Genomic DNA, 13,508 nt, shown 5'->3' with positions numbered 1-13,508 from the left:
TAAGAGTGTCCAATTCGCCGGTATAGCTCAGTTGGTAGAGCAACGCTTTCGTAAAGCGTAGGTCATCAGTTCGAATCTGATTATCGGCTCCAGGAAAATCAGGCATTCGTGGCAATGGTGCAGTTGTCACAAATTTAAGAGACAGGCGAGATTATTCGTTTGTCTCTTTTGTATTTAGACATCTGCATAAATCCGAGTACCTTCTAGGGCCTTTAAAAGTTGCAATAATATATCGTCTTTATCCAACTAACAATGTGCCAACTTTGACAAATGTTTTGAGTGCTTTTCAAAAATATTAGTGGTAGAATAAGTATGTTGAAATATTCTATAGTAAGGAAGTCTTTTATATGTATTTATGTAAGTATATTTTGATAATCATTGTTACTCTCTCGTATTTTATTGGCAGTCACTTACCACCCTCCTGGGGATGGGAAAATAGTCCGTTAGAGTGGTCACAGGTCGTGATACTATCTGTAGGAGCATTGCTAACCGCAAAATGGCAGCAAGAGGCCAAGTCTGACGGACAGTACCACCATGCTCGTTTCTTAGCTTGGTCAATTCCTCTCTGGCTATTAATGGTAGGCCGGGAAATGAGTTGGGGCAGAGTGTTTTATCCTGTGGGTATTGATCCTATTACTGGCCCTTTTTTCATACCTGTCTCTCAACTTCCCTATGCCTCAATTGTTTACCCGGTGATTGCAGTTGTTATCCTTTCATGGCTATTCGCGGTTATTAAGTATAAACTGTTAGCGGTTCCCTATAAACTCTACCAGCAAGGTCGCTTCCCAACTGGTGAATTTTTGCTAGTCATTTTTTCTTTCATAGTTGCTAATATTGCCGAAAAATTGTTGCACTTCGAAATCATGGAAGAAATAGTAGAAGACGTTGCATATCTTTCCCTTATCATCACGGCATATCGCGTAAAAGTTGCACTGAAGCAATTCACGGACAAGAATAGAAGATGAAAAAAGTATTCCCTTCAATTGATTACTTGCTTCAATGTTTCCTGAGGGAATATTTTCGAAACAAATTCTAAAAATTACAATGTAAACTCAAACATGGTGATAATAGTATGCCGCTATTGCCACCCTTTCAGTTAAACCGCATCTTTCGGGGTGCGTTTTTTTATTTCTTCTTATCCAATGTTTTCTAAACAAATTCAAAAAAAAAGAGTATAATATTAAATTATGGAAGTTCGGAATTCAAACATGAAGAGGAGATGTAAGAAGTGAAAAAATTACTTATGCTTGTTCTAATCGGTGTACTATTATTGGTGCCAGGATTAAATGTCTACGCCGCCCATTACTCAGATGTGTCTCCTTTACACAGATATTATAATAATTCAAATGGAGATCACTTTTACACAACTAGGTTTAATGAACTTGGTTATGGAGGTGGTGATTATGTATATGAAGGCGTCGAAGGATATGTTTATAACCATCATAAGCGAGGAACAGTTCCTCTACACAGATATTGGAACAACAAAACCGGGGATCACTTTTATACTACCAATTTTGAAGAACTTGGCAGGGGTAGAGATGGTTACGTCTATGAAGGTATCCAATGCTACGTCTATAAGCAGAAACATTCCAAGACAGTTCCTTTATTTAGGTATTATAATAGTTCAAGTGGCGATCATTTCTACACCACGAATTTTCATGAACTCGAAAGTGGTCAGGGTGGGTATGTTTTTGAAAATATTCAATGCTATATTATTAAATAATTTCTCGTGTTGCCGCCTGCTGGGATCGTCCTGGTGAGCAACTGATATGTATTTATTTTTCTGTCTTTCGGTATGAGGAGGTTTTTGCCACCAGCCGCAACCGGTAATACCCGAATCACGGCAGAAACAAGCTAAAAGGCAAAAAAAAGCCGCGTTAGCGGCTGTGTGTAAAATTACATTTTTACTGGTTTACTTGCTCTACGGACGGCAAGTAATGCTTGAGACACTACTTGCCCAATCAGACTCTTGTCTAGTCCTAAGGGGCGAACCATATTTATAACTTCAGCTCTAAATTTTCGTTCATCAAAGTCAATAATCAAATTATCACCACCTTATAGTGCTGGTTACTTTATTATACGGGTTAGGTTGTTAGGAAGTGATAAAATGCATCGACTGTACTGCACAAACTACGTGTATAGAAACCCCTTTATAAATAAAGAAATATAAAGATAAATAAAGAGGGCGGCTATTCTGCCGCCCGGTCCTTGATAACCTGCTCCAATTCCTTAAGATATTCGGCATCATTAGCAGTAGAGTTGGAGTTTATTGAACTATTTGTTTGTTCGCGTGCACGGGCATTGTCACCAGTGCTCTTGACATTTTCACTGGTGAATGACTTTATTTTAGATTTTTTAAGCATGCAAGCACCTCCTGATATAGGTTCTGTCAGGAAGTGCTTGCGCATGCATTTTTATATTATTTTGAAACCACCCTTGCCGGGGCTGGGAAAGGATAGATAAATGAGTATACAGGATGTTAGTAAATTATTAAAAGATGTCCCGCCAAAACAATGCGAGATAATTACAACCTTAGCTCAAAAGGTCATTCAAAACATGAACGGACAAGACCTTTTAGTGTCAGAACAATTGCTATTGCCTAAAGTACTAGAAATAGCCATAAGAGATATTAATAATTCGGACAGAATAGGAGCCATAAAAGATAGCGTGATTTAGCCGAAAGAAACGCACAGGCCGGGGTGGAAAAGTAAGGAGCAGGATTAAAAGTGATAAGCGGCTTGGAAGAATGGGCCATTTAATTTGATTTTAGCATAGTCTTCGTCATTTTTAACCTTGAGGTCAAATGAACGATAGCCAGTAGTTAAAGAGATGTCTCTTTCCATTTCATACTTGATGCCGGCTTCGAAGTCATAAATATGGCCATAACTGCCAAGTGGCAATCCGGAAATTTCAGCAAATGCCGTGGTATTTGGAGCAATTTGTCCTTGAGCTGCTACCCCAATGGTAGGTAATGCGCAGCTGAATTTTTTGGAGCTTTTGGTTATAGCGGAATCAATAGCCGTGTCAAAGGTAAATCCTTTAATATCAATCATCCATTCTGAGCTGAAATTGGCTGATTTTGACAACGGATGAATCATGGTAGCACGGTAATATTTAATGTCCATTTTACTCGTAACATTCTCATTAACATTATAGTGTTTACCATCAAAGTCGATAGATCGATCAAGCTGGTTGTGTCCGGAATAATCGAAATTGGTATAAGCAACCCGGAATTTATCTTTTTCGCCGAAGGTTAAGCGAATTTCATTAAAATTTTTGTCGCCCATACCAAGATCACGGCTAAAATCTAAATTGGTACCTACACCGTTGTCAGTTACTTTTATACTGCCATCAAGATTTGGATTCCAATGGCGTACTTCAATAGTTGTACTCTCCTTATTTGATTTATCGGTGGCAGCTGTGGCTACAGTACTCATACTAGCCATGCAAAGAGCAGTTAAAACACAAGCTACGATTTTTTTTCTTTTCATTGTAATTATCCACCTTTTCTATTTTGTCGAAATATGTATATTTATAACTAAATACTACCTTTATTGTCAAATATCCTTTTATTTTATTAATATTATATTTATAATTTAAGCATAATGAGAAATAGTTAAGCCCCTCAGCATGTGCCGGGGGCCTTTGTAGCCATAAATTCAAAACAACTGCATACAAACATTTGTAGAAAAACAATAATCTTGGATCATGGCGCTTACTGGGGAAGTTGTGAGGTAGCAAGTTGGTGAAACTCAGGGGGCTATAATAGCCCCCTAACGGCAATTTAGTTATTGCCAGGGATAGGATAACATTTCAAAGTACGCGATGGCTATAAGACATACTCCGATTACAACTAATGCTGCAATTGCTATTGTTGTCATAAAGCATACGCCTCCCGGTTTGGTTAAACTATCCCACTATAGTATCAGTGAAAACTGATTATTTATGTGGGGGTGGTAGCGTCAGAGTTAAGCAAATATCTAGAAAGTGCGGGGTCACTCTTCCTATGCAGGATTTTCTTTGCTAAGCCCGAATATCTCTGAACAACTAAGTAGGGAGGTTATCGAAATGTGTGGAATGAACTGGTACCGGGAGGAAATGGAAAGGGCTGAGGAGGATTTAAACCGCCTGAATGAATTGCTGGTGATGCTGGAAGAGCGCTATAAGCTGTCGCCGGACGCTGATCCCAGTATTTTAGCGGGGTTAAGTTCCGATATTATTGCCATTTACAAGGAAATCATGTGGCGTAAAGATATGCTGTTAATGCCAAGATCCCCACAAGGTAAATAACTGTGGGGATCTTTTATCTTAGTCGATGACTTAAGACTCATACCTTTATGGCAAAACTATGGCAGAGAATCATCAAGGGCTTTATTCATGGCTGCATGATCGGAGGCTTCGTTGGTTATGTTATTGGAGACAATAGAGGGAGTGACTTCAGTGCGGGTCTGGCTGTTATCCCTGCCATAATCGCTTAACTTATCTATTGCGTTTTCGGGTGCAGTTTCATCATAACCAGTGGTAGCAAGCAGCAACTGGGCATCAGGTACACTTGAAAACATACCGGAAATAAGTTTTTTCATCAAATCCCTCCTCATGTTTACGATTATATATAGTGTTCCCAAACTTTTTATTTCAATAGCATTTTGCAAAAATAATAATAGAGCGGCATAATGCCGCTCTACTATTATAAGGGGGTAAGGCTTACTTATTGAGAAGATTTTGTGTTGGTAAGAGATTCTTGTTTTGAAAGGGCATCATTAGCAGTCGTGTTTTGTGATGCTGTACTTTTGTTAGCAGCGGACTGGCTTTGTTTGGTGGCTGTGCTGCCTGGTAAATCTTTAAATCCCATTTCACTCACCTCCAATTCTAGTATTCCCTGATTTGGATAAATATACCATGATAATATTGATCTTTCTAAAAAAATAAAAGGGTGGAAATATCCACCCTCTGGTATTATTTACGGCATTTTTCTTCTTTTTTGGTTTCCTTACTATCAGGGCAAATCTCTTTACCGAATTCTACATTTTTGGACTCTTTACAGCCACCGCCGCTATTGCACTGTTCTTGTTTTTTAGCCATGGTATCACCTCCTTTAGCTAAGATGGGAGGCGTTTTAGTCGTCGATGATTTCGTTAATCATGAATTTGGCGGCTTGATAAATAAACGCGCCGACTGCCACGACCTTTAGCATGGAGGTCATGTCAAAATCCATATCCATGTTCAGCATAGAATTACGTTTCTTTTTATGAAACATAATTACCACCTCCTCGTTTGATAGTTTAACCAGAGTATAGCAATGGTACACACAGTAAGAATTGGATTGAAATCCAAAAAATATTTACCAGAGAGTTGGCAAGTGTTGCAAGCGTTAGGCCTGCAGAAAAGAAACTAGGTTTTCTGAGTTAGTGCATCACTAATGGGCATAATAGATACAGAATATCTAAACAATGGTGATGCGTATAATGAAGAACGTAAAAACAGGTCTGGAAATTGTCCGGATCCATCAAGAGTATGTGGATAAGATTAATGAACTAAATGTAGCGGTACATAAGCTCGAAGAGTTCGGCTACACAAAAACAGTGCTCAAAGAGGAACTGGCCAAGTTAACTACTGACTTGCAGACACTTGAAAATACACGTTTTCAAGCGCTTGAGCCAGTAGTTATTACAACCTCGCTGCTTGGCGGCCGGTAATGAATGAAATAAAAATCCGCACAATTCATTGTGCGGATTTTTATTTCATTCAGTTCATCGTCACAGACGGTTTTGGTACTATCTAACACTGCCTGCTTTACGTGAAGGCATTAGTTTATTCCTGTAGCTATGGCAAGATCCTCAAAACCGCGACGACTCATAGTTTGCCCTAACCGTTCACCAGGTTGTCCATAAGTTTTATAGTAAGTAATTATTTTGGTAACCAAGGGTAAAACTTCTGCTGGCGGTATTTTTTCAGTGATAATACGTCCGGGCCGTGCCTGGCGGCTAGAGTTACCGCCGACAACAACCGTATAGCCGGCAGGTACTCCATAAAGACCAATATCCTTGACAAACACTTCTGAACAAGCGTTGGGACAACCGCTGATGCCAATGCGCAGTTTTCCGGGAAGCTTAGCTCCGTAAAACTTATTGTCAAGTGCCACTCCAAGGGCGGTACTGTCTTGCTGAGCACGTGAACAATAGGGTTTGCCTGCACATACGACTACACTGCGTACGGCCTTGGCTGACAGCGGTTGATTAGTAAGGCCGAGTTCAGCCAAAGCCAGAGTGCGATCTTGCGGGTTTAGACCCAGGATGACAATACTATTGCCGGTGATCTTGATGGCGCCCGTGTATTTTTCTGCAATATCTGCCAAACGGCGTAGCATGACAGGTGTAACTAGGCCACCAGGCAGACGTGGGGCAAGTGGTAGGGTTGTTGGTTGATGAGTCATAATATCCTCCTAAGTTTTTCCTTAATTATAGCAGGTTTTATCAATTCGTAAAGTGATTTAGTTCACGAAGATAGTGGGCAAGTAAAAAATTGGCCGGAAAAAGTCGCGAAGAATGCAAAAATAATAGAGGAAAATATCAATATTGGCGCGAATATTACGAGGAGAATGATTTCCAACAAAATACAATAATTTTTAGAATATTGGAGTGGATTTGATGAAAGGAACAGTTGTTGGAACATGGGTCAACACGGCCCAGAAGATATGGGGCGAGTCATTGGCCACGGAAGCAATGCAGCATGTTGGTTGGCAGCCTGATAAAATGTTTTTACCCACAGAGGAAGTTGAAGATGAAAAACCCAAGGCATTTGTTAAGTATTTAGCCGAAAAGACAGGTAAAAGCCAAGATGAGATATGGTTACATATTGGGAAAGATAATGTTATAACTTTTGCGCAGGCCTATCCGGCCTTTTTCCGCCAGGAAAGCCTATATTCTTTCCTCCGGTCCATGTATGATGTCCATGTTGTTATGGTAAAAAGGATATCGGGGGCTAAGCCGCCTGAGTTGTTGGTTGATCCGGTGTCGGAATATAGTGCGATAGTAAGCTATCGCTCTAAACGCGGCATGTTTGGCTATATGAAAGGCCTATTAGCAGGGGCGGCCGAGTTTTTCAAAGAAGACATTAAGACCGAGATTGTGGAGTCTTCGGCAGAGCACTTGAAGATGCTCATTACTTTCCCCAAACCAGTCAGCCATACCAAGGTTTACCGCTGGAACAAGCTGCTATCCTTTGGGGTGATGAGGAGTATTCCAGCCAAAATTGGTCTAGGGGTGGTTGTTGCATCACTAGTGGTAGACGGGGTGCTGATGGCAGCCGGGGTTAATGTACCGTTGTGGACGGCATTGGTTAGCGGCGGAGTAGCTGCTGGTGGTGCTGGGCTGCTGCTTCGGCCGTTTGCCGCCATTAAAGAGGAACTGATCGCAATTCAGGAGCGGAAGTACTATACTGAGACCAAGCTGAAATCTAGCGACGAGTTTGAAGTTATCATGAATATGCTGGCAGAGTACAAGCTGAGGGTTAAGAGCGAATTCATTGGTTTTAAAGGGATAACCGATGAAATGAATAAATATGGTGACGATTTTAATATTCTGGCTTCACGGATGAAGGATACTTCAGATGAAATATCAGGAGTGGTGCATGATGTGGCTACTGCTGCTACTAATCAGGCCATGGAGACCGAAACGGCAGTGGGGATCTTAAATGGTAACCTTGAAACCTTGCGGACGGTAGTAACTGAGCAAAGTCAGAATAAAGAGCGCTTGGAAGCAGCGGTAGATGAAATTAATAAGGGTTTTGCCGATATACAGGTATCCAGCAATAAGCTGGGGCATAGTTTAGACAAGTTTTCTGAGGTTAAGTCTTCCGCAGGACATCTCCAGAATCAGGCGACTAAAATCAATGAAATTACCGGTATGGTGGCTGCTATTGCCGGCCAGACTAACTTATTGGCACTTAATGCTGCCATTGAGGCCGCCCGTGCCGGTGAGCAGGGCCGTGGTTTTGCCGTAGTAGCTGAAGAGGTTCGCAAGTTAGCAGAGCAGTCGCAGCATCATTCGGAAAGTATATCAAGCGACTTAAAAATACTTATGGATATTATCGGCAGCGTTGTACAAATGATTGAAGATGAGTTTGATATCCTGGCTACTGAAAGCCGTCAAATGAATGAGGTGGTGGTTGGTAACACCCGCCATTTAGACAACATTCATCTGGTAGCTGAAAATATTGTAGATATGATTATTAAGCTGGAACAGGAAATGACCGGTCTCAATGAGGTATATGGAAAAATTGAATCATTGGCAGCTATTTCGGAGGAAAATTCCGCCGCCAGTGAAGAAGTTAGTGCTTCGGTACATATCTATAATGAGAAATTGCATGATATGATGGGGAAAATTACCCAGTTCAAGACTGTAATTCAACATTTTAGTGAAGATATTAACACCTATCGTACCTAATGTTGTACCAGAGGCGGGGGATAACACCCCGCCTTCGCTTGCTTATCCAGTCGGTGATGACCCAGGCGGGAATAAAATCACCTGATTGTAGTGATAGTATTCTTAGGAAACAGTGGAGGTACAGCATGATTCGCGAGCGCCGTAACAAAGCGAAATTGGAAATGTATTATGATAAATTTATCAAAGAAGGCGTCATCGACCCGAATATTCACCCTTGGGTAGCTGAATCCTGGCTACGCAGCAAGAGACTGGGCGTTGGTACAGAGAGCTTTTCTCTTGATGAAAAATTAACGGCTCAAGAACTTGCTCAGCGTAGGGAAAAGTATTGCGCGGCTATTAGCTTTCTTGATGGGTTATATGAGGAGATCAAGGAGCATTTTACTACTTATAATCTAAGCATGTTACTGTATGATCAGGATGTATATGTGCTAAAAAACTACGCCCTGCCATTTTATCAGAAAACGGCAGGGGAACTGGAAGGGGCCCGGATGCGCGAAGAGGATGTCGGTACTTCCAGCGTATGTATTGCCCATAGGCATAAAGTTTCTTTTTTGATGTTTGGCCCTGAGATGTGGATCAAAGCTTGCCAAAACGGGGATGCCTGTTCGGCTCCGATTATTGTGGATAATCAGGTAAAATATATTGTGACGGTGGTGTCTGTCCAGCAAAATGAGTTGCCATATAGCTCCGTGGTTGCTTTGGTACTTAGTATTAAATATGCCATGGAGCAACATCTCAAACTAATTGCCAGCCTTACTGCAAAACATACCATTCTTGATGCTGTGCCACTGGCGGTATATCATATTTTGCCTGGCGGTGAAGTGGCTTATGCTAACAAGTTGGGGCATAGTCGACTTTCAGGCATCGTACTTCCTGGCAGCGAAGAGAAAGAGGAGGGACCCAATCTCAGCAATGTTTTATTAAATTACCGTCACACTCCGTTGTATAAAGGATTTTTGGGTGTACCATCTTATAATCGTGAGGTAACCTGGATAACCCCTCGGAAAACCTATGAGGATATTACTACGGTAGTACCGCTTGCCGGGGATGACGATGATATAGAAAGTATTGTAGCCGTGTCCCTGCCGATAGAGGATCTTCGTACTTTGGTCGCTCATACGGCAGGCTATACAGCCCGCTACAGCCTCTCCAGCATGGTAGGGACTAGTAATGCCTTCATTACCATGCAGGAGAAGGCCAGTCGCACGGCAAGACATGATTATCACCTGCTGTTACAGGGGGAACCAGGAACTGGCAAGCAACGCTTGGCTCATGGTATTCATCAGGCCAGTTCCCGTGCTGCGGGACCGTTGATTGCGGTTAAAGGCGGTGATATGCCGCCAGAGATTCTGGAATTCGAGTTATTTGGCAGAGGTGGCAGTGAAACTGGCGGTCGTTCAGGTAAACTGGAACTGGCCAGTGGCGGCACCCTGTTTCTTGATGAGGTTGAGAAATTTCCGGCCACACTTCAGGAGAAACTGGCAGAAGCCCTGGAATCTAAGCAATTGTCACGTTCTGGCGAAACTGTCCACCGTCCGATTGATGTCCGGGTCATTGCAGCCTGTGATACAGAGTTGAAGCGTCTTGTGGAAAAAGGTGTATTTTCATCCAGATTGTATGAAATCATTTCGCGCGCTGTTGTGCGGGTGCCATCGCTGCGAACTAGGCGGGATGACTTGCCTAGTATAGCCACCCATATTATTGAAGAACTGGCTGTGTTACATAACTTGTTGCCAAAGAACTTAGAGCCGGCTGCGGCCAAGCTCATCATGGGCTATGACTGGCCAGGAAATATCAAGCAGCTTCAAGGGGTTGTTGAGCAAGCTTTTTTCCGTACGCCTGGCACGACCATTACCTGTGCAGATATTATTATGCCTGGTGAGCAAGGTTTAAGCAAAGCCTGGAAAGAGGATAAAACAGCCTTTATCGAGGCCTGGAAAGCTGCCGGTGGTAACATTAGCCGCCTGGCTAATATGCTGGATGTCAGCAGGGTGACTTTGTACCGGTACTTGAAAAAATACGGGTTAGATAAAGAGTAGAGGAGGAGACTTGTTGCGACTGCGAAAAAAGCCATGGGTAGTTGAGGCGCTGACCGGCTTTAGTGATATAGTAGTACAGAACCCGGGGGAAGAATTGGCAGGAAACTGGCATGATTTGTTTGGGAACTTGTTGCCGCTGCATGTTGAACTTGGTACCGGTAAAGGCTGTTTCATTACAGGAATGGCCAAGCAGCACCAGGACTTGGTTAATTTTACCGGTATCGAGGCCAAAGAGGAGATAGTGTATAGTGCCGCACAAAAAGTTCGCGAGCAGGAAATAACCAATGTCCAACTTTTGGTATTTGATGTTAATGATATTTTAAAAATTTTTGCACCTGGGGAGATTGAACAGCTTTACATTAATTTTTGTGATCCCTGGCCCAAAAACCGTCATGCCAAACGGCGACTTACCCATGTTGATTTTTTAAATAAGTATCGTACTGTGTTAAAGCCGGGCGGGCAATTATGGTTTAAGACTGATAACCGTCCGCTATTTGATTTTTCTTTAGAGCAGTTTAGCGAGCTTGGTCTCGAAATCAATGCTGTTACCTATGACCTACTGAACAGCGGGTTTGCCGGCAACATTATGACAGAATATGAAGCGAAATTTAGTGCTCTGGGGCAACGCATTTGCCGGTGTGAAGTAATTTTTTGATGTCACCTACCGGATTAACGCGCATACAATAAAATAAAATCCTTTTTTGTATGGGAGTGTGTTGTTATGCCGCGTCATTCACTTGGTACAGGCAATGTCCGGCCCGTGCCGCCGCTTGATCTGGAAGAGGTCAAGTTTTGGCTGCACATTATGGAAGAGCATGCGCTGTTCATTAAGACCGGTTTACCGTTTGATAAGCCTGATTTGATTGAAGAGGCTGCTGCTTTTGAACGTGAGTTTAAGGCTTTGCGGGTGCGAGCCGATAAGCTTACAAGTGAGAAAAAGTTTGCTGAACTAATTGCGGAAAGTATGGAATCTCTTAAGGAGTTTATTCGATATAAACAACTCTTACTAGGGTGGTCGCTGACCAATAAGCTGGGCAGCGCATTGCCACCGCTGTTTTTGGATCATGTTATTCGCGAAGCCGAGTACTTTATGGCTATTTTGGAAAAACTTCATGCCTGCAAAAAGCTTGCTGTAGTTAAAGCGCTGGAAGCTGATTTTTGGCTCAGGCTAATGGCTGAACATACCAAATTTATTGGTAGCAGGATTGACCCCTCTGAACGCAGTCTACTGGATGTTGTTACCGGCTATCAAGCTGAGTTCGATAATTTATCTATGCAAGCACGTGACTATGTAAGTTTTCTTGCGCATAAGCCCATGGATTTACCTGCCTTTGATCGATTTCTGCAAGATAGCCGGGTAGCGACTGTACGGTTGCGGGACTTTAAACAGGCTGTTCATGAGATGATTGTTGCGAACAGAATGTTAAGTACTATTCCAGCAGCGATGGCTGACCATGTCCGTCGGGAAGCTGATCATTTTTTGTTAGTGCTGTCGATGATGGAAAAGGGTGTAATCAAGGTAGAAAAAGATGCTGTGGTTTTCAAGAATAAGTATCCAAGTATTTTTGATACGCTGGTGGACGAAACGATTGCTGATGAACTGATAGATCCTGCCGAATTCTTGGGATCTGGGCGTGAACCTAAGGCCGGGGAAGTCATTGATAATGAGAAAATCATTGATAATGAGAAAATCATTGATAATGAGGAAGTCATTGATAATATTGAACTTGATTATACTCCTGGTAGTGAGCGGGAACAGCTGCCTATCAGTAAAGATACCAAGGCCAAATGGGATGTTGCTGATAGTGCAGAGGAGACAGTGAGTCTTGAAGGTGATACCAAAGCTGAGGTGGCAGAGGAGGTAGCCGTCAAGGCCAAGGCCGTAGCAGCGGAACAAGTGGTATTGCCTTCCAAACCGGTAACCGAGCCTAAAAGCAAACAGGGCAAGTATAAATGGGGCGGCAACTGGCCGCGTCAACTGGGAAAAATAAAAAAATAACCATTGTGAAATAATACCCCTCTCGCGTTGGCGGGAGGGGTTTGGCCTAGTTATAGCGAATATCTATGGCAGAATAGCAATGGTAGATAGTAGTTGACGCTTAGTATTGGTAATAGCCAATAATGGTCCGCCAGTTAAATCGATTAAGCTTAAATCGGCAAACAGGTTGCTGGTACCAATGGCTAAGTGGCTGTCAGGAAGTAAGTACAGGCGTGATAGTGATCGTCCAATTGTCAACCGGTCAATTACTTGTGCAGTTTCCAGGTCAATGACAAAGACAGATGCACCATCCTCATTGACAATATAAGCCGTCTTGTTATCGGCGGCAACAGCGGCATGACAGGGGTAGGCCGACAATCCGCTGGGACAACTAGGGCATTGTATGGTAACAACGGCAGGTGACGGGCGGTTTTTGCTTATATCAAATAATGCAATTCCTTCACTGGTAAAGGCTGTGTTGGTAAAAGGCACAATCAGACGGTCTTCTACTAATAGGATATTGGTAGGAATACCAGCGATGTCATACTGCCAGGTGATAGTGCCGGCAGTTCCCATTTCCATGACAGTACCGCCTGCTGTATGTTCCCACGCCGTATAGATGGCCTCAGCGTTAGCTGCTAAACCTACGCAACTGGCTTTAGCTGTAGGTGCTCCCAGCAGTTCTAAAGACATGGTTGTAAGGTCTATGCGGTGTAAGTTGCCGCACGGCTCAGCAAGATAAGCGATGGGTGTGCTAGTACTTGGCAAGATAAATTGGGCAGGATAGGGAATTTCTATCGGCAGACTATAGAGAGACTGGTTAATCAAGTTGACTGCCAGGATGCTATTTTTACCAGATGTAGCAGCACAAGGTAGATAAACTTTTGTGTAATCCGGAGTAACGGCAAGCTCGGTAGGTGTTAACTCGGGCGAGAACTGTAATTCATGGAGAATTTCACCGCTAGGTCCGTCTGCAATAAGTACGGCAGGGGTAGTTGCATCTACAGCTACTATTTTGTATGGTTTTACCCCATGGGATCACCTCTT

18 protein-coding genes and 1 tRNA gene are annotated in these 13,508 nt (G+C 42.7%); 10 read left to right on the top strand and 9 right to left on the bottom strand.

What is annotated here, in order from left to right; all coding sequences use genetic code 11:
- The first annotated feature begins 16 nt into the window (after positions 1–16).
- From AC1ECB_RS22690 to AC1ECB_RS22680, 3 genes are all read left to right on the top strand, one after another.
- Positions 17–92 (top strand) — tRNA-Thr (locus tag AC1ECB_RS22690).
- 255 nt (positions 93–347) lie between these two features.
- A complete protein-coding gene (locus tag AC1ECB_RS22685) occupies positions 348–965 on the top strand; it encodes a hypothetical protein (RefSeq protein WP_485665910.1) in 618 nt (205 codons plus the stop codon).
- 263 nt (positions 966–1,228) lie between these two features.
- Positions 1,229–1,723 carry a hypothetical protein gene (locus AC1ECB_RS22680; RefSeq protein ID WP_485665909.1) on the top strand — a complete coding sequence of 165 codons (495 nt, stop codon included), beginning with the start codon at positions 1,229–1,231 and terminating at the stop codon, positions 1,721–1,723.
- 173 nt (positions 1,724–1,896) lie between these two features.
- Here AC1ECB_RS22680 and AC1ECB_RS22675 read toward each other — a convergent pair whose 3' ends face one another.
- Both AC1ECB_RS22675 and AC1ECB_RS22670 read right to left on the bottom strand, forming a co-directional pair.
- Positions 1,897–2,043 carry a hypothetical protein gene (locus tag AC1ECB_RS22675; RefSeq protein WP_485665908.1) on the bottom strand — a complete coding sequence of 49 codons (147 nt, stop codon included), beginning with the start codon at positions 2,041–2,043 and terminating at the stop codon, positions 1,897–1,899.
- Positions 2,044–2,189: 146 nt separating this feature from the next.
- The gene (locus AC1ECB_RS22670; RefSeq protein ID WP_485665907.1) at positions 2,190–2,363 is read right to left on the bottom strand and encodes a hypothetical protein; all 174 of its coding nucleotides are present in this window, start codon (positions 2,361–2,363) and stop codon (positions 2,190–2,192) included.
- Between the two features lie 100 nt (positions 2,364–2,463).
- Here AC1ECB_RS22670 and AC1ECB_RS22665 point away from each other — a divergent pair, with 100 nt between their 5' ends.
- Entirely contained in the window at positions 2,464–2,676 is a 213-nt protein-coding gene (locus AC1ECB_RS22665) for a hypothetical protein (RefSeq protein ID WP_485665906.1), read from the top strand.
- A 44-nt stretch (positions 2,677–2,720) separates the two neighbouring features.
- On the opposite strand, the gene AC1ECB_RS22660 is transcribed toward AC1ECB_RS22665, so the two are convergent.
- Positions 2,721–3,491: a porin family protein gene (locus AC1ECB_RS22660; RefSeq protein WP_485665905.1), complete on the bottom strand. Its 771-nt coding sequence runs from the start codon at positions 3,489–3,491 to the stop codon at positions 2,721–2,723.
- A 577-nt stretch (positions 3,492–4,068) separates the two neighbouring features.
- Here AC1ECB_RS22660 and AC1ECB_RS22655 point away from each other — a divergent pair.
- Positions 4,069–4,290 (top strand): hypothetical protein, encoded by a 222-nt coding sequence (locus AC1ECB_RS22655; protein ID WP_485665904.1) that lies wholly within the window; start codon positions 4,069–4,071, stop codon positions 4,288–4,290.
- Between the two features lie 56 nt (positions 4,291–4,346).
- Here AC1ECB_RS22655 and AC1ECB_RS22650 read toward each other — a convergent pair whose 3' ends face one another.
- The 4 genes from AC1ECB_RS22650 to AC1ECB_RS22635 all read right to left on the bottom strand — a co-directional run bounded on the left by AC1ECB_RS22650 (position 4,347) and on the right by AC1ECB_RS22635 (position 5,257).
- Positions 4,347–4,583, bottom strand: coding sequence for a hypothetical protein (locus AC1ECB_RS22650; protein ID WP_485665903.1), 237 nt, complete (start codon positions 4,581–4,583; stop codon positions 4,347–4,349).
- Between the two features lie 125 nt (positions 4,584–4,708).
- Entirely contained in the window at positions 4,709–4,852 is a 144-nt protein-coding gene (locus AC1ECB_RS22645; RefSeq protein ID WP_021168154.1) for a hypothetical protein, read from the bottom strand.
- Between the two features lie 104 nt (positions 4,853–4,956).
- Positions 4,957–5,082, bottom strand: coding sequence for a hypothetical protein (locus tag AC1ECB_RS22640; protein WP_485665902.1), 126 nt, complete (start codon positions 5,080–5,082; stop codon positions 4,957–4,959).
- Positions 5,083–5,116: 34 nt separating this feature from the next.
- Entirely contained in the window at positions 5,117–5,257 is a 141-nt protein-coding gene (locus tag AC1ECB_RS22635) for a hypothetical protein (protein WP_169718051.1), read from the bottom strand.
- 208 nt (positions 5,258–5,465) lie between these two features.
- Between AC1ECB_RS22635 and AC1ECB_RS22630 the strand changes: the two genes are divergently transcribed.
- Positions 5,466–5,696, top strand: coding sequence for a hypothetical protein (locus AC1ECB_RS22630; protein WP_028972008.1), 231 nt, complete (start codon positions 5,466–5,468; stop codon positions 5,694–5,696).
- 110 nt (positions 5,697–5,806) lie between these two features.
- On the opposite strand, the gene AC1ECB_RS22625 is transcribed toward AC1ECB_RS22630, so the two are convergent.
- Positions 5,807–6,433: a nitrite reductase gene (locus AC1ECB_RS22625; protein ID WP_485665901.1), complete on the bottom strand. Its 627-nt coding sequence runs from the start codon at positions 6,431–6,433 to the stop codon at positions 5,807–5,809.
- Positions 6,434–6,647: 214 nt separating this feature from the next.
- On the opposite strand from AC1ECB_RS22625, the gene AC1ECB_RS22620 reads away from it, so the two are divergent.
- The 4 genes from AC1ECB_RS22620 (at position 6,648) to AC1ECB_RS22605 (ending at position 12,482) form a co-directional block, all read left to right on the top strand.
- Entirely contained in the window at positions 6,648–8,444 is a 1,797-nt protein-coding gene (locus tag AC1ECB_RS22620) for a heme NO-binding domain-containing protein (RefSeq protein WP_485665900.1), read from the top strand.
- Positions 8,445–8,569: 125 nt separating this feature from the next.
- On the top strand, positions 8,570–10,483 hold the full coding sequence (locus tag AC1ECB_RS22615) for a sigma-54-dependent Fis family transcriptional regulator (RefSeq protein WP_485665899.1): 1,914 nt from the start codon (positions 8,570–8,572) through the stop codon (positions 10,481–10,483).
- 13 nt (positions 10,484–10,496) lie between these two features.
- Positions 10,497–11,138: a tRNA (guanosine(46)-N7)-methyltransferase TrmB gene (trmB, locus tag AC1ECB_RS22610; RefSeq protein ID WP_485665898.1), complete on the top strand. Its 642-nt coding sequence runs from the start codon at positions 10,497–10,499 to the stop codon at positions 11,136–11,138.
- A gap of 66 nt (positions 11,139–11,204) precedes the next feature.
- Entirely contained in the window at positions 11,205–12,482 is a 1,278-nt protein-coding gene (locus AC1ECB_RS22605; RefSeq protein WP_485665897.1) for a DUF2935 domain-containing protein, read from the top strand.
- A 63-nt stretch (positions 12,483–12,545) separates the two neighbouring features.
- On the opposite strand, the gene AC1ECB_RS22600 is transcribed toward AC1ECB_RS22605, so the two are convergent.
- Positions 12,546–13,289: a YncE family protein gene (locus AC1ECB_RS22600; protein ID WP_485665896.1), complete on the bottom strand. Its 744-nt coding sequence runs from the start codon at positions 13,287–13,289 to the stop codon at positions 12,546–12,548.
- Between the last annotated feature and the right edge of the window lie 219 nt (positions 13,290–13,508).

This window comes from Sporomusa sp. 246TCP1 (genome assembly GCF_057319775.1).
Note: the sequence above shows the minus strand (reverse complement) of the source record. Positions and strands in the feature narration are given on the sequence as shown.

Coding starts and splice junctions, on each gene's coding strand:
- AC1ECB_RS22685 (WP_485665910.1), top strand. CDS start 348: ATGTATTTATGTAAGTATATTTTGATAATCATTGTTACTCTCTCGTAT.
- AC1ECB_RS22670 (WP_485665907.1), bottom strand. CDS start 2,363: ATGCTTAAAAAATCTAAAATAAAGTCATTCACCAGTGAAAATGTCAAG.
- AC1ECB_RS22665 (WP_485665906.1), top strand. CDS start 2,464: ATGAGTATACAGGATGTTAGTAAATTATTAAAAGATGTCCCGCCAAAA.
- AC1ECB_RS22660 (WP_485665905.1), bottom strand. CDS start 3,491: ATGAAAAGAAAAAAAATCGTAGCTTGTGTTTTAACTGCTCTTTGCATG.
- AC1ECB_RS22655 (WP_485665904.1), top strand. CDS start 4,069: ATGTGTGGAATGAACTGGTACCGGGAGGAAATGGAAAGGGCTGAGGAG.
- AC1ECB_RS22650 (WP_485665903.1), bottom strand. CDS start 4,583: ATGAAAAAACTTATTTCCGGTATGTTTTCAAGTGTACCTGATGCCCAG.
- AC1ECB_RS22645 (WP_021168154.1), bottom strand. CDS start 4,852: ATGGGATTTAAAGATTTACCAGGCAGCACAGCCACCAAACAAAGCCAG.
- AC1ECB_RS22640 (WP_485665902.1), bottom strand. CDS start 5,082: ATGGCTAAAAAACAAGAACAGTGCAATAGCGGCGGTGGCTGTAAAGAG.
- AC1ECB_RS22635 (WP_169718051.1), bottom strand. CDS start 5,257: ATGTTTCATAAAAAGAAACGTAATTCTATGCTGAACATGGATATGGAT.
- AC1ECB_RS22630 (WP_028972008.1), top strand. CDS start 5,466: ATGAAGAACGTAAAAACAGGTCTGGAAATTGTCCGGATCCATCAAGAG.
- AC1ECB_RS22625 (WP_485665901.1), bottom strand. CDS start 6,433: ATGACTCATCAACCAACAACCCTACCACTTGCCCCACGTCTGCCTGGT.
- AC1ECB_RS22620 (WP_485665900.1), top strand. CDS start 6,648: ATGAAAGGAACAGTTGTTGGAACATGGGTCAACACGGCCCAGAAGATA.
- AC1ECB_RS22615 (WP_485665899.1), top strand. CDS start 8,570: ATGATTCGCGAGCGCCGTAACAAAGCGAAATTGGAAATGTATTATGAT.
- AC1ECB_RS22605 (WP_485665897.1), top strand. CDS start 11,205: ATGCCGCGTCATTCACTTGGTACAGGCAATGTCCGGCCCGTGCCGCCG.